The following is an 18,395-nucleotide window of genomic DNA, read 5'->3' on the forward strand; positions in this document are numbered from 1 at the left end:
GCGGGATGTGACGGCGACACCGGGCACGCCAGCGAAGCGGTCGTACCCGCATCCGCCGTCGACCGTGCGGCTCCGCGGCGGGTCCTCGGCTCTGCGCGACACCCTCACCCTGATGAGCCTGCCGGTACTGGCCGCGCTCGCGCTGCCCGCCGCGTTCGCCGGCGGGGGCACCCGGCGCTGGTTCGGCGGCCGGGCGGAGAGCCAGCGGGCCGAGGCACAGGCCGCGAAGGACGCCGCGGCGGCCGCGTTCTACGAACTGGACACCGCCCAGCGGGACCTCAGGATCTCCATCGAGACCATCACGGCCGTGGACGACTCCCCCGCCGCCCGGCGTGCCGCCACCGACTTCGAGGCGCTCGGCCGGCGCATCGACGAGGTCAGCCAGCGCTACATCCAGGCCGTCGACGCCCATGATCTCGACCGGGACGACCTGGAGGCCGCGGCGGCCTCCCGGGCGCGCTCGGAGCTGACATCCGCCAAGGACGAGCTGATCCGGGTCAAGCAGGACCTGGACCGGTTCGGCGGTTCACTCGGGCCGTTGCTCGGCAAGGCCGAGACCCAGCTGGCCCGGCTGGCACCCGCCGTGGAGCGGGCCCGGCAGGCGCTGCTGGGCGCCAGCAACGCCCTGGACGCCGTACGGGAGAAGGGGCTGCGGGCCGATGACCTGGCCGGCCGGCTCGCCGCGCTGTCCCCCGAGCTGACCAGGCTGAACCAGGGCGCCGGGCAGCACGGGGTGCAGCAGACGGTGGAGCGGGCCGAGCGGGTGCAGCGGGAGGCCGGGGCGATCCGGGCCGAGGCCGAGCGGCTGCCGGAGAAGGCCGCCGAGATCGATCACCGGCTGGTCAGCCTGCGCACCCGGGCCCAGGCGCTGACCACCCGGGCCGGGCAGGTGGACCCGGTGCTGAGCGAGCTGCGACGCCGGTTCGCGGCCGCCTGCTGGCAGGACCTGCAGCAGGTGCCCGAGCAGGCCGCGGAGAACGTACGACAGGCCGAGCTGAAGCTCCGCGATGCGCAGGCGGCCCGGGACGCCCAGCGCTGGCCGGACGCGACGTCACTGCTGTCGACGGTGCGGGCCCTGCTGAACACCACCGACGAGGCCGTGTCGGCCGCCGGCGACCGGCTGGCCCGGCTGAACGCCGTACAGAAGGATCCGCAGGCCGAGATCGAGCGCACCCGGTTCGCGATCCGGGACGCCCAGCGGCTTGCCATGACGGGCCGTACGACGCCGGATCCCCGGCATGCGCGGCCGCTGGACGACGCGGTGGCCCGCTTGGAGCGGGCGATCGGGGCATTGGAGGTCGGGCGGCATCCCGACTATTGGCATTTCCTGACCGAGACGGAGGCCGTCCGGCAGGTGGCGGGGCGTGTGGTGGCCCAGATTCGTGAGGAGCGCGGGGGGCACTGAGGGGGTGTCGCCGTAGCGGTGTGTGTTGCCGCGTGAGTCGGGCAGGCGGATATTGGGTGGACGGATGGCCTCCGCTAGCGCCCGAGGGAGGCGGCCATGGCCACACACGCAGCGCACACGCCGCGACGGCGGATCGAGTTCGACAGGCACCTGCCCGTCGACCACCGGCTGAACACGGTCTACCGGATCGGCGCGGGTCTGATCGGCGCGTTCCTCGTCGCCTTCGGCGTCCTGGGTCTGCTCAACCACATCGGCTTCTTCAGCACCGGTGGTGCGACGGCCGCGGGGCTGAACACCAACGGCGCGCTCAGCGTGCTCTCGATCTGCATCGGGGCGATCCTGCTGATCGGCATGGTGATCGGCGGGAACGTCGCTTCGACGCTGAACATGGTGCTCGGCGTGCTGTTCCTGCTGAACGGCTTCCTGTTCCTCGGTCTGCTCGACACCGCGCACAATTTCCTGGCGTTCAAGATCCAGAACGTGCTGTTCAGCTTTGTCGTGGGCCTGCTGCTGATGACCTTCGGCATGTACGGCCGGGTCGGCTCGACCCTGCCGCACGACAACCCGTACTGGCGGGCCCGCCATCCCGATGCGGTCGAGCGGGAGCGTCCTGCGGACGGCGGCTAGTCTGTGCCCATGCCTCGCTACGAGTACCGCTGCCGGACCTGCGGCGACACGTTCGAACTGAGCCGGCCGATGGCGGAGTCCGCCGCCCCTGCGGATTGCCCTGCCGGGCATGGCGACACGGTGAAGCTGTTGTCCACCGTCGCGGTGGGCGGTTCGGCCGCCAAGCCGTCCACCCCCGCGGGTGGCGGCGGGGGCGGTTGTTGCGGTGGAGGGTGTTGCGGCTGAGCCGGGCGGTACGTTGCCGACCGCGGCCCGTCGCAGCTGGACACACAGTTCCCCGCGCCCCCACTCCCTGTCGTCAAACTCCCGCCGTCCGCCCGAAGGACGGGCCCAGCGGGGGTGCCCCGCGCGAGCGGGGGTGTCGCCGCTGAGCCGCGCGGTACGTTGCCGGCCGCGGCCCGTCGCAGCTGGACACACAGTTCCCCGCGCCCCCAGGCCCAGACGTCGAACTCCCGTCGTCCGCCCGGAGGGCAGGCCCGGCGGGGGCGAAGCCCGGCGTCGGTGATCGACGGCAACGCGGCAGATCTGCGTGCCGGACGCCGCCGGGCTGGGGGTGCCTCCCCGCCCTCAAAGCAGTGGGGCAGGGAGTTGGACGACAGGGCCTAGGCCTGCTGCCGTGCCGCCCGTAGAAACTCCCGTACGATCCGCTCCCCCGCCAGTACCCCCCGCTCCGGAAGCGCGTTGATCTCCGGTGCGGTCCAGCCCGTGTCGGCCAGTTCGCCATGTCCCGGGCGCCAGCCCCGGTCGGCGGCGAGGAGCAGGTCGGCGTCGAGCAGGGAATCCCCGGCGGCCAGCGTCAGCTCGGCGCCGGTACGGCGGGCGACCTCCCGTACCGCCGCGCTCTTGGTGAGCGGCTGCGGGACGGCGTAGATCTTGCGGCCCTGGAGCGAGACGGTCCAGCCGCGGTTCTCCGCCCACACCGCCAGCTCCTTCACCCAGTCCTCGGGCAGCAGCTCGCGCTCGACCACGAGATAGGCGAACAGGTCCTCGGCGACCCGGTGCTTGCGCACCCAGACGGGGTCGGCGGAGCGCTGCAGATGGTCGCGGACCTCCGCCAGCGGCGCGCACTCGTCGGCGAGCCGCGCCTGCACACCCGCGTGCCAGTCGGCGTCGGTGACCCCGTCGACCAGCAGATGGCCGCCGTTGGCGCAGATCGCGTACTTCGGGGGCGGTCCGGGCAGGTTGATCCGCTGGTACTGCTTGCGCGTCCGGGTCGTCGTCGGCACGAAGACGGCCGTGTCACCGAGGTCGGTCAGCAGCTGGGCCGCCGTCTCGGTCATGTAGGAGAGCGGCTTGGCCTCGTGCACCTCCACGCACAGCAGCCGGGGCGCCCGAGCGTCCGGCATGGTCAGCGCGAGGGCCGCCGAGGAGTAGATGAGCGTACGGTCGAGGTCGCTCGCCACCAGCACCGGCATCAGACGTTCACCGCCCTGCCGTCCGCGCCCGTGGCACCCCGCGTGTACTGGGGGTGGATCAACCCGACGCAGCTGTACGGCAGTTCGCCGACCTCCTCGACCGGGACCCCACGCTGTTCGGCGAGCAGGCGGACGTGGTCCAGATCGGCCCCGGCCCCCTTTCGGGCCAGGATCTTCCAGGGCACCCGGCGCAGCAGCACCCGGGTGGTCTCGCCGACGCCGGGCTTGACGAGGTTCACGTCATGGATGCCGTACTCCTCGCTGATCCGCTCGACGGCTCGCCAGCCTGCCCAGGTCGGGGTGCGGTCCTCGGCCATCAGCTCCTTCACCGCCTCGTCGACGGTGCCGGCGACCTCGGAGAAGCACGCGGAGACGGCGTCGAGGAAGGCCACGGAGACATCGGCGCCGGCGAGTTCCCGGTAGAACTTCGCGCCGTGGAAGTCGTCCGGGCCGACCAGGTCGGCGCGCAGGACCGTACGCGAAATCAGGCCGGAGACGGTCGAGTTGAGGCAGGCGGAGGGGATGAGGAAGTCCTCGCGGGTGCCGTAGGTGCGCACGCAGGAGCCCGGGTCGGCGAGTACGGCGATCTCCGGGTCGAAGCCGCTGATGCCCTCTGCCTTCTCGAACTCCTCGACGGCCTGGGCGAGTTCGCGGGTGATGGCACCCTTGCCGGTCCAGCCGTCGACGAAGACCACGTCCTGGGGGTCGTGATGGGCGGCGAGCCAGCGCAGCGCGCCCGCATCGATACCGCGGCCGCGCACGATCGACACGGCGTAGTGCGGCAGGTCGAGGCCGTGCCGGAACCGGGCCCAGCGGCGCATCAGGATGCCGACCGGGGTGCCCGCGCGGGCGAGCGAGACCAGCACCGGGCGCGGTGACCGCTCGGCGATGACGGCCTCGGTCACCACGCCGACCGCCTGGGCGAGCCGCGCGGTGGAGGCGTCGAGGGCCGTGTGGAACAGCTCCTGGTACTGCTCGCTCGGCTGGTACTCCACCGGCAGCGACTCGGCGTAGTGCGCACCGCCGCTCTGGATGGCCTCCTCCCGCTCCTCGGTCGGCGCCTCCAGCGTGACGTCGGAGAGGTCCTGGAGCAGCCAGCCGACCTCCTCGGGCGCGTACGAGGAGAATGCGGGGCCACGGAGGGGCTCGGGCAGCATGGCCGGCCTTTCGGGAGCGTGCGGAACGTACGACGGGACGACCGCGAGCAGGACGTGCGGGGTGTGGGCGGCGAGGCGGGCCAGCAGGCCGTCGGGGGCGTGCAGGGCCGGGGTGTCGGCGACGGAGTCGACCACCGCCACGACGGCGTCGAAGCCACCGCCCGCCACGTTGTAGGCGTAGCGCTCGCCGGGGCCGTCCGCCGGGTCGTCATGGGCGGGGAAGACCATACGGGTGCGGATCGCGTAGCCGGGGTCGTCCACCGCGAGGACGGGCGAACGGGTGGTGGTGGAGAACCGCACCTCGGCGTCGGCGACCTGCTCCAGCTCGTGTGCGAGCCGCAGCGGGGCGTACATCAGCTCCTCGAAGCCGAGGACGAGCACGCGCCGGGCGCCGGGGGGCAGCGCGTCGCGTATCCGGCCGGCCATGGCGGGCAGCGCGGCTTCGAGACGGGCGCGGTGAGCGGGCGTGAAGCCGTGGCGCCCGCCGTCGGGAAGGCCGACCGGCCAGTGCAGGTCGAGCGACGGCACCCCAGTGGCGCGGGGAACTGCGCGAGCGACCACGACGGACCCGCACCCGGCGGACTCATGGTGCGCCACCAGTTGCTGCCCCTTCTCCAGCACATCCGACGGAAGCCGTACGACTCCGGACGCGGCAGCGATCAGATCCACCCGCGCCCCGATCTCCGTGGCGAACCGTTCCATCCGAGCCGCGTCCTCGGGCGAGCGCATGTCGACCAGGGCGACCACCACATATCGCCCCCGCGGATACCGCTCGTGCAGGGCACGAATGGTGTTGAGCACGGTGTTGCCGGTGGAGAACTCATCGTCGACCAGGACCAGCGGCCCCTGGCCTGACAACAGCTCTGGATCCTCCGGCAGCAGCAAGTGAGACGTGGCGTGGGAATGCGACTCCTCGAAGCCGCCTGCACGGGCCACCCCGGCCACCGGCCGCCGCGTGGAGTGCAGATACGGCGCTGTACCGACGCCGTCGGCCACCGCGTGGCCCAGTCCGGTCGCGGTCTCCGCATAGCCCAGGACCACGGCGCCGGCGGCCTCCGCCTCGCCGAGCAGCGCAAAGACCCGTCGGCCCAGGCGGTAGCCGTAGTCGTAGACGACCGCCGGCGACTGCGGCACATGCTTGCCGAGGACGTTCGACACCAGCAGATGGGCCCGCTTGGGATTGCGCCGCAGGGCGAGCCCCAGCAGGGCCGGCAGGCCGTCGTCTCCCATGAGTTCGACGCCGAGCCGCTCGGCGACCCAACTGCCGGACCAGACCTCGTCGTTCACCGCGTTCTTCATACGTTCCTTATTCCGGCAGCGAGCAGTTCCACGAAGCCCACGTCCTCGTGGGCGACGCCGAAGACCTCGGCGCGCAGCAGAGTGCGCTCGGCCCAGGCGCGGTGCGGCTTCACCTCGTTCATCTTGTTCGTGTAGGCCGACCGGAGTACGCCCCCGCCGCCGCGTTCGGGCCGCAGGATGTCCTGGGCGTCGCTGTACTCCTCGTGGCTGACCACGGACAGTGCGTGGACGGGCAGCGCGTGGGAGGGGTGGATGCAGGTCTTGCCGAGCAGGCCGTTGGCCTGGTCGAGGGAGATCTCCCGCAGCAGTCCGTCCATGGCGTGCTCGATCAGCTTCTCGCGCAGCTCCACGGCCTGTACCTCCAGGAACGGGCTCTGCCTCAGCTGCGGCTTGAACATGCGCTCGGAGACCCGGAAGTACTCCCACACCGGGCCGGTCACGGTGAATCCGGTGCCGTCGGCCCGGCCCAGCATGTTCACGACGTCGGCGATCACGGAGGCGACGATCTGGACGTCGTAGGCGGTCATGTCCGGGGCGCGGCGCAGGCCGTAGGAGGAGCAGAAATCGGTCACGCCCAGGCGGAGCGCCAGCACCCGGTCGCGGTATTTGTCGACGGCGCGGGCGATGCCTTCCAGGGTGTCCACGCGGGACTCGCGATACAGCAGCTCCGGGGACTCCAGGACGGGCATGGCGAACAGCCGGCGGCCGCTCTCGGCCTCGGCTGCCGTCAGGGCCTCCAGGAAGGGGATGCCGCGTTCCTCGGTGAACTTCGGCAGTACGAATCCGGACAGCAGCCGTATGGACGGGCCGAGGCGGCGGGCGAGGTCGGGGATCTGCTCGGGGGCGCGGACACGGATGAACAGCAGCGGCGGCTCGGCTCCGGGCCGGGCGGCCAGATCGGCGAAGTGCCGGACGAGGTTCTCCTCGCCGGCCACGACGTCCGCGTCGTCGATCGAGTCCTCCAGGCACAGCACCATCGAGACCACGCCGTTCCCGGCCTGTTTGACGATGTCGTCGGCAAGCCGCGGCCGGGTGGCCGGGCTGTACAGGGTGGCGCCGAGGGCGGCGGCGAGCAGCCGGGCCGGAGAGTCGGCGCTGAACGCGCCGGGCTCCCGGTGGAAGAGGCGCTGCCGCACCTCGGGGGCGATGTGCCCGAAATGACGCATAGGACTCCCTCAAGAGTGCGAGCCGAGTCTGTGTTCGGTAAAAGGTGGCCGGTAATAGTACGTAGGGACCCATGTCGGGGGTTCCCTGGGGGCATGAATTTCTGGTAACTCGCCCGTGCAGGCAGCGCCGTGGGACACCACCCCCCGCATTGTCGTGGCCAAGACCGAGCAGGCAGGATGACCGCATGACGCACGCGATGCTGAAGGGGTCGAACGTCCCGCTGGAGGCCGAAACGGTCCGCGCCGAGCTGCGCTGGACGCCCGGACAGGGCGTCCCGGACGTGGATGTCTCGGCGCTGCTGCTGGGCCCCGACGGCCGTGTGCGCTCCGACGAGGACTTCGTCTTCTACAACCAGCCCCGGCACCCCACCGGCAAGGTGTGGCGGCTCGGCAAGAAGCGCATCACCGAGGGGCTGACCGACACGATCCAGTCGGATCTGCCGGGTGTCGAGCCGGACGTCGGCCGGATCCTGCTGGTCGCGTCGGCGGACGGGGTCACCTTCGACCAGGTGCCGGCGCTGTGCCTCCGGCTGTACGACGCCTCGGTCGCCGACGGGGAGCCGCTGGCCCGGTTCGAGATCAAGCCGGAGACGGGCGCGGAGACCGCGCTGATCTGCGGTGAGCTGTACCGGCGCGGAGAGGTCTGGAAGTTCCGGGCACTCGGCGAGGGCTACTCCAACGGGCTGAAGGGCCTCGCGACGGACTTCGGTATCTCGGTGGACGAGTCGGATGTGGAGGAGTCGCTGCCTGCGACCGTGCCTCAGCAGCCGCCGGCCTACGGCTATCCGCAGCCGACGTCGGCTCCGCCGGCGTACGGGTATCCGCAGCCTCAGCCGGTCCCGGTGGGGCCGGCGGATCCGAACTTCCGGCTGCCTCCGCAGGGGCCACAGTTCATCGGGCGGTGAGCGGAGCTACCCGGGGACGCGGGGCTGCGTCGATATGCGGCTCCGCCGCGTGGGCGCGGGAAACCGCGGCGCACCCGCGGCTCAGCGCTCCGCCTTCGTCTTGTAGCCCCTGCCCCACTGCAGCCCCCACCCGTACAACCGGTCCAGCTCCCCCTGGAACCCGTACACGAACTTCACCTCGCGGCGGACGACCAGCTCGCCCTTCACGTTCTCGATCATGACGACCGCGCAGGAGCGGGCCTGGGGGTGGCGTTCGTCGAGGCCTATCTCGATGCGGGGGCCGTTGCTGGGGTACAGCGTGACGATGGCGTGGGTACGGTCGAAGGCCGGGGTCTGGTCGTAGATGTAGACGAAGACCAGCAGACGTTTGATGGCGTCGAGGTGGTCGAGGTTGACGTACATCGTCTCGCCGGACGCCGAGCCGAACCGGTCGTCGCCGCTGAGTTTGATGTACGGCGGGGCGTTGACGTCGCCGAGGAGGTTGCCGAGCGGCTGGACGACGCCCTTCGTGCCGTCGGTCAGTTCGTACAGGCAGCCGAGGTCGAGGTCGACGTTGACCATGCTCTGGCCGTGGCCGAGCACCTCCGGCGGCTTGAGGGCCCTGAAGGGGTGCCGGAAGAGGCTGGTGCGCTGGTTCGCGTCGAAGTCGGAGGTGCGCATCCGCCAGGTCAGATTGACGCGCAGATGGCCGGTGGCCGCGCCCTGTTTGGTGAGCGACACCGTGTGGTGCCGCCCGTTGAGCTGGATGGAGCCGGTCGCGGCCTCGCCCGAGTCGAAGTCGGAGAGCCGCGCGCCCAGCAGTCCGTCGAAGAAACCCATTCCCGCCCCCTGGTCACTCTGGTGAACGCCGTTCGGGCGGCCGACCGTGTCGGCCGCCCCGCTCAGAGCGTTCCTCACCGGCCGGGGCGTCACACCCCGGAGGACACCTCGGCCTTCTCGTCGCTGCCCTCGCCGGCGGCCGCCAGTACGCGGTTGCGGCGGACGGAGGACCAGAAGGACCAGGCGATCAGGACGACGCCGACGAGGCCGGTGATGACCTCGTTGATCTCGTACTGGATGGTGACCATGAGGATCACGGCCAGGGCGCCGATGGCGTAGTGGGCGCCGTGCTCCAGGAAGACGTAGTCGTCGAGGGTGCCCTGGCGGACCAGGTAGACCGTGAGGGAGCGGACGTACATCGCGCCGATGCCGAGGCCGAGGGCCATCATCACGATGTCGTTGGTGATGGCGAAGGCGCCGATCACGCCGTCGAAGGAGAAGGACGCGTCCAGGACCTCCAGGTAGAGGAACATGAAGAACGCGGCCTGGCCGGCCAGCAGCACCGCCGACTTCTTCTTGCCGGTGCGGGCGGCCTCTTCCTCCTCCTCGTGCTCGCGCTCCTCCTCTTCCTCCAGCCGGTCCTCGAAGTAGCCGGACAGACCGCCGACGATCATGTATGTGATCAGGCCTGCGATGCCGGCGATCAGGACCGTCTGCGCCTTGTCGGCGTGGGCGCCGCCGTGCTGGTGGGCCTGGGTGGCGAAGGTGAAGGAGGTGATCAGCAGGACGATCAGGGACACACAGACCGACAGCATGTCGATCTTGCCGAGCTTGGCCAGCGGCCGCTCCAGCCACTGCAGCCACTGGATGTCCCGGTCCTCGAAGATGAAGTCCAGGAAGATCATCAGCAGGAACATGCCGCCGAAGGCGGCGATCGCCGGGTGGGCGTCGGTGACCAGCTGCTGGTAACGGTCCTTGTCGGCGAGGGCCAGGTGGACCGCGTCGTACGGGCTCAGCTTGGCGGTGATGGCCACGATGACGACCGGGAACACCAGCCGCATACCGAAGACCGCGATGAGGACGCCGACCGTGAGGAAGATCTTCTGCCAGAAGGCGTTCATCTTCTTCAGGATCCCGGCGTTGACCACCGCGTTGTCGAACGACAGCGAGATTTCGAGGACGGCGAGGATCGCCACGACGCCGAAGGCCTCCCACCCCCCGTAGAAGACCGCGGCGACCAGGCCGAGCGCGGTCACCGCGAACGACCAGCCGAAGGTTTTCAGAAGCACTGGCTACCCAATCTTGAAGGTACGGGTTTCCCCCGCGCCGTACTCGGCTTTGCTAAACGTTGACCCCGAGTCTAGAGGGGCGCCGCACCGGCCGTACCGTCCAGGGCAACTCTCACCGAAAAGCCACAGCACAGGCCCTGGGAGACGCCTTCGGCTACGAGACGTTCACCCCGAAGTCCAGGGCGATGCCGCGCAGACCCGAGGCGTACCCCTGGCCCACGGCCCGGAACTTCCACTCTCCCTGGTAGCGGTAGAGCTCACCGAAGATCATGGCGGTCTCGGTGGAGGCGTCCTCGCTCAGGTCGTAGCGGGCCAGTTCCTGGCCGTCGGCCTGGTTCACGACCCGGATGAAGGCGTTGGAGACCTGGCCGAAAGTCTGGCCTCGCTCGTCCGCCATATGGATCGAGACCGGGAAGACGACCTTCTCGCACTGCGCCGGCACCTTGGTGAGGTCCACCAGAATCGATTCGTCGTCGCCCTCGCCCTCACCGGTGAGGTTGTCACCGGTGTGCTCGACCGAGCCGTCGGGGCTCTTGAGCTGGTTGTAGAAGACGAACCACTCGTCGCCCATGACGCGGTTGCCCGCGCCGCACAGCAGCGCGCTGGCGTCGAGGTCGAAGGGGGCACCGGTCGTGGAACGCGCGTCCCAGCCGAGCCCGATCATGACGTTCGTGAGGTTCGGTGCGGCCTTGGAGAGGGAGACATTGCCTCCCTTGGCGAGCGTGACGCCCATGATGCTGGTCCTCCCCTAGTGGTGCTTTCCCTGGTTTTCCTGCACGTCCGGCGCCGCCCGTAAACGGTGCGGCGCCGGACGAGATGTGCGGAGTGTCGTACGTCAGACGTTGACGCCGAAGTCCTGCGCGATGCCGCGCAGACCGGAGGCGTAGCCCTGGCCGATGGCGCGGAACTTCCACTCCGCCCCGTGCCGGTACAGCTCGCCGAAGACCATGGCGGTCTCGGTGGAGGCGTCCTCGCTCAGGTCGTAGCGGGCGATCTCCTGGCCGCCGGCCTGGTTCACCACGCGGATGTAGGCGTTGCGGACCTGGCCGAAGGACTGCTGGCGGTTCTCGGCGTCGTAGATCGACACCGGGAAGACGATCTTCTCGATGTCGGCCGGGACACCGGCGAGGTTGACCTTGATCACCTCGTCGTCTCCCTCGCCCTCACCGGTGAGGTTGTCACCGGTGTGCTCGACCGAGCCCTCGGGGCTCTTGAGGTTGTTGAAGAAGACGAAGTGCTGGTCGCTCGCGACCTTGCCGGAGTTGTTCAGCAGCAGCGCGCTGGCGTCGAGGTCGAAGTCACTGCCGGTCGTGGTGCGGGCGTCCCAGCCCAGACCGACGAGGACCGCGGTCAGACCCGGGGCCTCCTTCGTCAGCGATACGTTGCCGCCCTTGCTGAGGCTGACTCCCACGAGTCCTCCATGTGGTGTCCAGGGGCGGGGAGCCCCGTCGTGCTTCGGATATGGGATCAACGTGCCGATCCTAGTGACGGGTTCCCGCCCCCCGCAGACCCTGGACTCGATGGACCACAGGTGTCGGCCACGGTCGGCCTACAGGGTGTCGAGCGCCTTCACGTACTCGCTCAGGTCGCGCGCGTCCGGCAGGCCGTTGACCACGGTCCACCGCACGACGCCTTCCCTGTCGATGATGAAGGTGCCCCGGACGGCGCATCCCTTGTCCTCGTCGAAGACGCCGTACGCGCGCGAGACGTTGCCATGCGGCCAGAAGTCGCTGAGCAGCGGGTACTCCAGAGCCTCCTGCTCGGCGAAGACACGCAGGGTGTGGATGGAGTCGTTGGAGACGGCGAGCAGCTGGGTGTCGTCGTTGACGAACTTCGGCAGGTTGTCGCGCAGCTCGCACAGCTCGCCGGTGCACACACCGGTGAAGGCGAACGGATAGAAGAGGAGGACCACGTTCTTGTCGCCGTGGAGGTCCGAGAGCTTCACGGTGCGGCCGTGGTTGTCCTTGAGCTCGAAGTCAGGGGCCTTGTCGCCGACCTGGATCGCCATCGGGATGTCTCCCTTTCGGTGGGCTGTTCGGAGGAGAACAGCCTACGGCGACGGGGGCGGCGGTCACCCGGAGGGACCGCCGCCCCCGCTCCGCTCACCTGTGGGAGACAGTCAGCGCTTGCCGGCCTTCGGGGTCGACAGCCGGCTGCCGTTCCAGTCCTTGCCCACGTTGACGCTCTTGGTCTGCGACAGACCGGCCGTCTGCGCCGCGTCACTGATGTCGCTGGGCTCGATGTAGCCGTCCCGGCCGGTCTTCGGCGTCAGGAGGAGGATCTGGCCGCCCTCTTCGAGGTAGCCGATGGCGTCGACCAGCGCATCGGTCAGGTCGCCGTCGTCGTCGCGGAACCACAGCAACACGGCGTCGGCCACGTCGTCGTAGTCCTCGTCCACCAGCTCCTGGCCGATGGTCTCCTCGATGGACTCGCGGAGATCCTGGTCCACGTCGTCGTCGTAGCCGATCTCCTGGACCACCTGGCTGGGCTGGAACCCCAGCCTGACGGCCAGGTTCGTCTCCGCGTGGTCCGCGGTCGCGCTCACGGTCTGCCTCCTGATCATGTCTTTGGGTAAAACTCAGCCACGCGCGTGCGCGCGTTGCTTGGCCGTAGTCCACACGGGCGGGACGGATCGCGCAAGTACCCGGCCGTTCGGACCGCCGAAACGGTGACGATCCCGGCCTTGTCACCGCAACTCCTGGCACCGTATCCCGATTCAGCGTGACCCACATTGCACACATCTGCCTGTTTTGATCCACCTCTCGAACACCTTTGCCAAACGCGTCACACCCCGGGCGTATCGTTGCGTTTTGACCGACAGAGATGACGTACGCCGCCCCGAGGTAGACGATGGGGAGCGGTGTAGGCAGGTGCGGGAAAGAAGAAACAGCAGAAAACGGCCCTCTGACAGGTAAGGAACAGCGTGGCTTCCGGATCCGATCGCAATCCGATCATCATTGGCGGCCTTCCGAGTCAGGTTCCTGACTTCGACCCCGAAGAGACCCAGGAGTGGCTCGACTCACTCGACGCCGCCGTGGACGAGCGCGGCCGGGAACGGGCCCGCTACCTCATGCTCCGACTGATCGAGCGGGCCCGCGAGCGGCGCGTGTCCGTGCCCGAGATGCGCAGCACGGACTACGTCAACACGATCGCCACCAAGGACGAGCCGTTCTTCCCGGGCAACGAGGAGATCGAGCGCAAGATCCTCAACGCGACCCGCTGGAACGCGGCCGTGATGGTCTCGCGCGCCCAGCGTCCCGGCATCGGCGTCGGCGGCCACATCGCCACCTTCGCCTCCTCGGCCTCCCTGTACGACGTCGGCTTCAACCACTTCTTCCGCGGCAAGGACGAGGGCGACGGCGGCGACCAGGTCTTCTTCCAGGGCCACGCCTCGCCGGGCATCTACGCACGCGCGTACCTGCTCGACCGGCTCACCGAGAACCAGCTCGACGGCTTCCGCCAGGAGAAGTCGAAGTACCCCGACGGCCTGTCCAGCTACCCGCACCCGCGCTCCATGCCGGACTTCTGGGAGTTCCCGACGGTCTCCATGGGCCTCGGCCCGCTCGGCGCGATCTTCCAGGCGCGGATGAACCGCTACATGGCGGCGCGCGACATCGCCGACACCTCCAAGTCGCACGTATGGGCGTTCCTCGGCGACGGCGAGATGGACGAGCCGGAGTCGCTCGGCCAGCTGTCCATCGCGGCCCGGGAGGGCCTGGACAACCTGACCTTCGTGGTCAACTGCAACCTGCAGCGCCTGGACGGCCCGGTGCGCGGCAACGGGAAGATCATCCAGGAGCTGGAGTCGGTCTTCCGGGGCGCCGGCTGGAACGTGATCAAGCTGGTCTGGGACCGCACCTGGGACCCGCTGCTCGCGCAGGACCGCGACGGCGTGCTGGTCAACAAGATGAACACGACTCCGGACGGCCAGTTCCAGACGTACGCCACGGAGTCCGGCGCGTACATCCGCGAGCACTTCTTCGGTGACGACCACCGGCTGCGCGCGATGGTCGAGAACATGACCGACGACCAGATCCTGCACCTGGGCCGCGGCGGTCACGACCACCGCAAGATCTACGCGGCGTTCAAGGCGGCCAAGGAGCACAAGGGCCAGCCGACGGTCATCCTGGCCAAGACGATCAAGGGCTGGACGCTGGGCCCCAACTTCGAGGGCCGCAACGCCACGCACCAGATGAAGAAGCTGACGGTCGACGACCTCAAGCGCTTCCGGGACCGCCTGCACCTGCCGATCACGGACCGGCAGCTGGAGTCCGGCCCGCCGCCGTACTACCACCCGGGCCGGGACACCGACGAGATCCAGTACATGCACGACATGCGCAAGCAGTGCGGCGGGTACGTCCCGACGCGCGTCGTGCGCTCCAAGCCGCTCGCACTGCCCGACGACAAGACGTACGCGAGCGTGAAGAAGGGCTCGGGCCAGCAGTCCATCGCCACGACGATGGCGTTCGTCCGGCTGCTGAAGGACCTCATGCGGGACAAGGAGATCGGCCGGCGGTTCGTACTGATCGCGCCGGACGAGTACCGCACGTTCGGCATGGACTCCTTCTTCCCGAGCGCGAAGATCTACAACCCGCTCGGCCAGCAGTACGAGGCGGTGGACCGGGACCTGCTCCTCGCCTACAAGGAGTCGCCGACCGGCCAGATGCTGCACGACGGCATCTCCGAGGCGGGCTGCACGGCCTCCCTGATCGCGGCGGGCTCCGCCTACGCCACGCACGGCGAGCCGCTGATCCCGGTGTACGTCTTCTACTCGATGTTCGGATTCCAGCGCACCGGTGACCAGTTCTGGCAGATGGCCGACCAGCTGGCGCGCGGTTTCGTCCTGGGCGCGACCGCCGGCCGCACCACCCTGACCGGTGAGGGGCTGCAGCACGCGGACGGCCACTCGCAGCTGCTCGCCTCGACCAACCCGGCGTGCGTGGCCTACGACCCGGCGTACTCGTACGAGATCGCGCACATCGTGCAGGACGGCCTGCGCCGCATGTACGGCGCCGACGCGGACCATCCCCATGGCGAGGACGTCTTCTACTACCTGACCGTCTACAACGAGCCCATCCAGCATCCGGCCGAGCCGGAGAACGTGGACGTCGAGGGCATCCTCAAGGGCGTCCACAAGCTGAGCGAGGGCCAGGCGGGCTCGATCCCGGCGCAGATCATGGCGTCGGGTGTGGCGGTCCCATGGGCGCTGGAGGCGCAGCGGATCCTCGCCGAGGACTGGAACGTGCGCGCCGGCGTCTGGTCGGCCACCTCCTGGAACGAGCTGCGCCGCGAGGCGGTCGCGTGCGAGGAGCACAACCTGCTGCATCCGGAGGAGGAGCAGCGGGTGCCGTATGTGACGCGGAAGCTCAGCGGTTCCGAGGGTCCGTTCGTGGCCGTGTCCGACTGGATGCGGTCGGTTCCGGACCAGATCGCGCGGTGGGTGCCGGGGACGTACCAGTCACTCGGCGCGGACGGCTTCGGCTTCGCCGACACGCGGGGGGCGGCGCGCCGCTTCTTCCACATCGACGCGCAGTCGATCGTCGTCGCGGTGCTGACCGAACTGGCCCGGGAGGGCAAGATCGACCGGTCCGCGCTGAAGCAGGCCATCGACCGGTACCAGCTGCTGGACGTCTCGGCGGCGCATCCGGGAGCGGCGGGCGGAGACGCCTAGGCGGCAACCGGGGTGGTGGTACGGGCCCATCGCCGAGTGCGGGTGAGCGGGCGGCTTGTCGCCACGACGGATCCGCACCCGGCAACGGCGAGCAACCCCCCACCCCCGTTGCCGAAACCGCCAAAGCGCCGCAGGCCGGCGCGCACAGCCCCCTCCGCTGCGCGCGCCGCGGCCCGGCCGTCCTCCCATGCCCTGCGGAGGAGTTGACCCACTGTGACCTGCGGCGCGCGCCCGGTGCGAGGGATCTTTAGCGAAGTCACCCTGATAGGCGAAATCCGCCGAAGAACCCGGGCGGAGCCGGACTCACATATGGCCCACGCCCGCACCCTGCTCCGCGTTCGCGCCCCGCTTGGTGAGCAGTGCGACGAGGACGGCGACCGCCGCCACGCCCGCCGCGACCAGGGAGGCGAGGCTCATGCCGGAGACGAAGGTGTGATGGGCGACCTCGGTGATCTTCGCGGCGACCTGCTGCGACACCCCCTTCGGCACCGGCGCCACACCGACCTGCACCGCCTCGGACGCCTTGTGCAGCTGATCCGGGGTCAGCTGTGGCAGCCCGGCGCCCCTCCAGTTGCCCGCCAGATCGCTGTCGACCTTGGAAGCCATCACGGCACCCAGCACCGCCGTACCGAGGCTGCCGCCGATCTGCATGGCCGCCTGCTGGAGACCGCCGGCCACACCGGACAGCTCCATGGGGGCGTTGCCGACGATGACCTCGGTGGCGCCGACCATGACCGGCGCCAGGCCGAGGCCGAGCAGGGCGAACCAGATGGACATGGCACCGCTGCCGGTGTCGGCCTTGAGCGTCGACATGCCGTACATGGCGACGGCGGTCGCGGCCATGCCGCCGGCCAGCGGGATGCGCGGGCCGAGCTTGGTGATCGCGGCGCCGGCGAGCGGCGAGCCGACGATCATCATGCCGGTGAGCGGCAGCAGGTGCAGGCCCGCGTCGATCGGGCTCATGCCGTGCACGTTCTGCAGGTAGAACGTCACGAAGAACAGTCCGCCCATGAACGCGATGGCCATGAGGACCATCAGTACGACGCCGGCGGAGAGGGGTATCGAGCGGAAGAGGCCGAGCGGGATCAGCGGCTCCTTCACCCTCGTCTCCCAGAACGAGAACACCGCGAAGAGCACCACGGACGCGGCGATGAAGAGCCACGTCCTGCCGTCGCCCCAGCCCCACGTCGGGGCCTTGATGAGCGCCCACACCAGGCAGAACATCGCGCCCGAGAGCAGCGCGATGCCGAGGATGTCGAAGGAGCGCGGCGCGTTCTCCGCACGGTGGTCGAGCAGGATCAGCACACCCAGGACCAGGGCGAGCGCGCCGACCGGCACGTTGATGAAGAACACCGACTGCCAGTTGACGTGCTCGACGAGGACACCGCCGAGGATCGGGCCGCCCGCGGTGGACGCGCCGATCACCATGCCCCAGATGCCGATGGCCATGTTGAGCTTCTCGGCCGGGAAGGTGGCCCGCAGCAGACCGAGCGCGGCCGGCATCAGGAGCGCGCCGAACAGTCCCTGGCACACGCGGAAGGTGACGACCGCGGCGATGCTGTGCGACAGGCCGATGGCGCCCGAGGCGGCGGCGAAGCCGGTGACGCCGATGAGGAAGGTCTGCCGGTGGCCGAAGCGGTCACCGAGCTTGCCCGCGGTGATCAGGGAGACCGCGAGGGCGAGGAAGTAGCCGTTGGTGATCCACTGCACCTGGGCGAAGGTGGCCCCCAGGTCCTTCTGGATGGCCGGGTTGGCGATGGCCACGATGGTGCCGTCGAGGGCCACCATCATGACGCCCACGGCCACGGTGATGAGCGTGAGCCAGGGATGGCCGCGCAGCCCCGCGGCCGGAGGCGACCCGAGCGAGGCTTCCGGTACTGCGTCCCCCGGCCCCGTCGCGTCGATCGTGGTCTGACTAGTCATACGTTCGAGGCTAGTGACAGCCTCTGACAATTGACAAAGGATTTCATCAGTCAGTTACTGACACATATGGAAACACTGCGCGAACGCAAGAAGCAGCGCACTCGGGAGGGACTGCTACGGGCCGCTCTGGAGCTGTTCACGACCCGGGGATACGAGCACACCACCGTCGACGAGATCGCCGAGGCCGTCGACATCTCACAGCGCACCTTCTTCCGTTACTTCGCCGGCAAGGAGGACGTGGCCTTCGCGGTGCAGGCCATGGCGGAGGAGCACTTCGTGGCCGCCGTACGGGCGCGGCCCGCGCACGAGGCGCCGATGGAGGCGCTGCGGCAGGCGGTCCTGGAGGGCTGGGACGCGATCCGCGGGACCGTGGAGTCGGCCGTCCCGGTCGAGCTGTATCTGCGCATGTACCGGACGATCGAGTCGACGCCCGCGCTGCTCGCCGCCCATCTGCGCCGCTCGGCGGCCACGGAGGAGACGATCGCCCGTCTGCTGGCCGAGCGCGAGGGCGTGGACGTGGACGCCGACCCGCGGCCGCGACTCGCCGTGGCCGTGTTCGGCGGGGTGATAAGGGTCACTGAACGACAGTGGTGCACGGGCGACGACTTCAGCCTGGAGGCCATCCGTCAACTCACCGCGTCCCACCTCGATCAGGTGGGTTCGGCACTCACCGGGAACTGGCGCTGCGACCGAGATCGTTGACGGTGCGTTCGAAGATCCACGAAACGTGATCCCCATCACTCGGTTACCCCGAGACCCTCTCGTTCTCCTAGTGTGTC

16 protein-coding genes are annotated in these 18,395 nt (G+C 69.5%); 6 read left to right on the forward strand and 10 right to left on the reverse strand.

Going from position 1 to position 18,395, the window contains the following annotated elements; genetic code table 11:
• Positions 1–7 precede the first annotated feature (7 nt).
• From AV521_RS18110 to AV521_RS18120, 3 genes are all read left to right on the forward strand, one after another.
• A complete protein-coding gene (locus AV521_RS18110) occupies positions 8–1,405 on the forward strand; it encodes a hypothetical protein (RefSeq protein ID WP_076089492.1) in 1,398 nt (465 codons plus the stop codon).
• Between the two features lie 96 nt (positions 1,406–1,501).
• Positions 1,502–2,032 carry a DUF4383 domain-containing protein gene (locus tag AV521_RS18115; RefSeq protein WP_076089493.1) on the forward strand — a complete coding sequence of 177 codons (531 nt, stop codon included), beginning with the start codon at positions 1,502–1,504 and terminating at the stop codon, positions 2,030–2,032.
• 9 nt (positions 2,033–2,041) lie between these two features.
• Positions 2,042–2,257: a zinc ribbon domain-containing protein gene (locus AV521_RS18120; RefSeq protein ID WP_076089494.1), complete on the forward strand. Its 216-nt coding sequence runs from the start codon at positions 2,042–2,044 to the stop codon at positions 2,255–2,257.
• Between the two features lie 377 nt (positions 2,258–2,634).
• On the opposite strand, the gene AV521_RS18125 is transcribed toward AV521_RS18120, so the two are convergent.
• Genes AV521_RS18125 through AV521_RS18135 form a run of 3 tightly spaced genes read right to left on the reverse strand, consistent with a single transcriptional unit; the run spans position 2,635 to position 7,069 of the window.
• Complete coding sequence (locus tag AV521_RS18125; protein ID WP_076089495.1) at positions 2,635–3,447, reverse strand: HAD family hydrolase; 813 nt, start codon at positions 3,445–3,447, stop codon at positions 2,635–2,637.
• Positions 3,447–5,903: a phosphoribosyltransferase gene (locus tag AV521_RS18130; protein WP_076089496.1), complete on the reverse strand. Its 2,457-nt coding sequence runs from the start codon at positions 5,901–5,903 to the stop codon at positions 3,447–3,449. Before AV521_RS18130 ends, AV521_RS18125 begins: the two co-directional genes overlap by 1 nt.
• Positions 5,900–7,069 (reverse strand): HpcH/HpaI aldolase/citrate lyase family protein, encoded by a 1,170-nt coding sequence (locus tag AV521_RS18135; protein WP_076089497.1) that lies wholly within the window; start codon positions 7,067–7,069, stop codon positions 5,900–5,902. The genes AV521_RS18130 and AV521_RS18135 overlap by 4 nt, the downstream gene beginning before the upstream one ends.
• A 185-nt stretch (positions 7,070–7,254) precedes the next feature.
• Between AV521_RS18135 and AV521_RS18140 the strand changes: the two genes are divergently transcribed.
• Positions 7,255–7,974, forward strand: a complete 720-nt coding sequence (locus tag AV521_RS18140) for a TerD family protein (RefSeq protein WP_076089498.1) — start codon at positions 7,255–7,257, stop codon at positions 7,972–7,974.
• An 81-nt stretch (positions 7,975–8,055) separates the two neighbouring features.
• Here AV521_RS18140 and AV521_RS18145 read toward each other — a convergent pair whose 3' ends face one another.
• The 6 genes from AV521_RS18145 to AV521_RS18170 all read right to left on the reverse strand — a co-directional run bounded on the left by AV521_RS18145 (position 8,056) and on the right by AV521_RS18170 (position 12,567).
• On the reverse strand, positions 8,056–8,793 hold the full coding sequence (locus tag AV521_RS18145) for a Tellurium resistance (protein WP_076089499.1): 738 nt from the start codon (positions 8,791–8,793) through the stop codon (positions 8,056–8,058).
• Between the two features lie 89 nt (positions 8,794–8,882).
• The gene (locus tag AV521_RS18150) at positions 8,883–10,022 is read right to left on the reverse strand and encodes a DUF475 domain-containing protein (protein ID WP_076089500.1); all 1,140 of its coding nucleotides are present in this window, start codon (positions 10,020–10,022) and stop codon (positions 8,883–8,885) included.
• A gap of 154 nt (positions 10,023–10,176) precedes the next feature.
• Positions 10,177–10,755: a TerD family protein gene (locus AV521_RS18155; protein ID WP_076089501.1), complete on the reverse strand. Its 579-nt coding sequence runs from the start codon at positions 10,753–10,755 to the stop codon at positions 10,177–10,179.
• A 102-nt stretch (positions 10,756–10,857) separates the two neighbouring features.
• On the reverse strand, positions 10,858–11,433 hold the full coding sequence (locus tag AV521_RS18160) for a TerD family protein (protein ID WP_023551098.1): 576 nt from the start codon (positions 11,431–11,433) through the stop codon (positions 10,858–10,860).
• A gap of 138 nt (positions 11,434–11,571) precedes the next feature.
• Positions 11,572–12,030 (reverse strand): peroxiredoxin, encoded by a 459-nt coding sequence (locus tag AV521_RS18165; protein WP_076089502.1) that lies wholly within the window; start codon positions 12,028–12,030, stop codon positions 11,572–11,574.
• Positions 12,031–12,141: 111 nt separating this feature from the next.
• The gene (locus AV521_RS18170; RefSeq protein WP_076089503.1) at positions 12,142–12,567 is read right to left on the reverse strand and encodes a DUF3052 domain-containing protein; all 426 of its coding nucleotides are present in this window, start codon (positions 12,565–12,567) and stop codon (positions 12,142–12,144) included.
• A gap of 378 nt (positions 12,568–12,945) precedes the next feature.
• On the opposite strand from AV521_RS18170, the gene aceE reads away from it, so the two are divergent.
• Positions 12,946–15,693: a pyruvate dehydrogenase (acetyl-transferring), homodimeric type gene (gene aceE / locus AV521_RS18180; protein WP_076089504.1), complete on the forward strand. Its 2,748-nt coding sequence runs from the start codon at positions 12,946–12,948 to the stop codon at positions 15,691–15,693.
• A gap of 303 nt (positions 15,694–15,996) precedes the next feature.
• Here the strand turns inward: aceE and AV521_RS18185 are convergent, their stop codons facing one another.
• Positions 15,997–17,616 carry an MFS transporter gene (locus AV521_RS18185; protein ID WP_076089505.1) on the reverse strand — a complete coding sequence of 540 codons (1,620 nt, stop codon included), beginning with the start codon at positions 17,614–17,616 and terminating at the stop codon, positions 15,997–15,999.
• Between the two features lie 66 nt (positions 17,617–17,682).
• On the opposite strand from AV521_RS18185, the gene AV521_RS18190 reads away from it, so the two are divergent.
• Positions 17,683–18,318 carry a TetR family transcriptional regulator gene (locus tag AV521_RS18190; RefSeq protein WP_076089506.1) on the forward strand — a complete coding sequence of 212 codons (636 nt, stop codon included), beginning with the start codon at positions 17,683–17,685 and terminating at the stop codon, positions 18,316–18,318.
• Positions 18,319–18,395: the final 77 nt, after the last annotated feature.

This window comes from Streptomyces sp. IMTB 2501, from assembly GCF_001953885.1.
Taxonomy (GTDB): Bacteria; Actinomycetota; Actinomycetes; order Streptomycetales; family Streptomycetaceae; genus Streptomyces.

Bases quoted from the DNA above. Each gene is read 5' to 3' on its own strand.
- AV521_RS18115 (WP_076089493.1), top strand. From the start codon at position 1,502: ATGGCCACACACGCAGCGCACACGCCGCGACGGCGGATCGAGTTCGAC.
- AV521_RS18120 (WP_076089494.1), top strand. From the start codon at position 2,042: ATGCCTCGCTACGAGTACCGCTGCCGGACCTGCGGCGACACGTTCGAA.
- AV521_RS18125 (WP_076089495.1), bottom strand. From the start codon at position 3,447: ATGCCGGTGCTGGTGGCGAGCGACCTCGACCGTACGCTCATCTACTCC.
- AV521_RS18130 (WP_076089496.1), bottom strand. From the start codon at position 5,903: ATGAAGAACGCGGTGAACGACGAGGTCTGGTCCGGCAGTTGGGTCGCC.
- AV521_RS18135 (WP_076089497.1), bottom strand. From the start codon at position 7,069: ATGCGTCATTTCGGGCACATCGCCCCCGAGGTGCGGCAGCGCCTCTTC.
- AV521_RS18140 (WP_076089498.1), top strand. From the start codon at position 7,255: ATGACGCACGCGATGCTGAAGGGGTCGAACGTCCCGCTGGAGGCCGAA.
- AV521_RS18145 (WP_076089499.1), bottom strand. From the start codon at position 8,793: ATGGGTTTCTTCGACGGACTGCTGGGCGCGCGGCTCTCCGACTTCGAC.
- AV521_RS18155 (WP_076089501.1), bottom strand. From the start codon at position 10,755: ATGGGCGTCACGCTCGCCAAGGGAGGCAATGTCTCCCTCTCCAAGGCC.
- AV521_RS18165 (WP_076089502.1), bottom strand. From the start codon at position 12,030: ATGGCGATCCAGGTCGGCGACAAGGCCCCTGACTTCGAGCTCAAGGAC.
- AV521_RS18185 (WP_076089505.1), bottom strand. From the start codon at position 17,616: ATGACTAGTCAGACCACGATCGACGCGACGGGGCCGGGGGACGCAGTA.
- AV521_RS18190 (WP_076089506.1), top strand. From the start codon at position 17,683: ATGGAAACACTGCGCGAACGCAAGAAGCAGCGCACTCGGGAGGGACTG.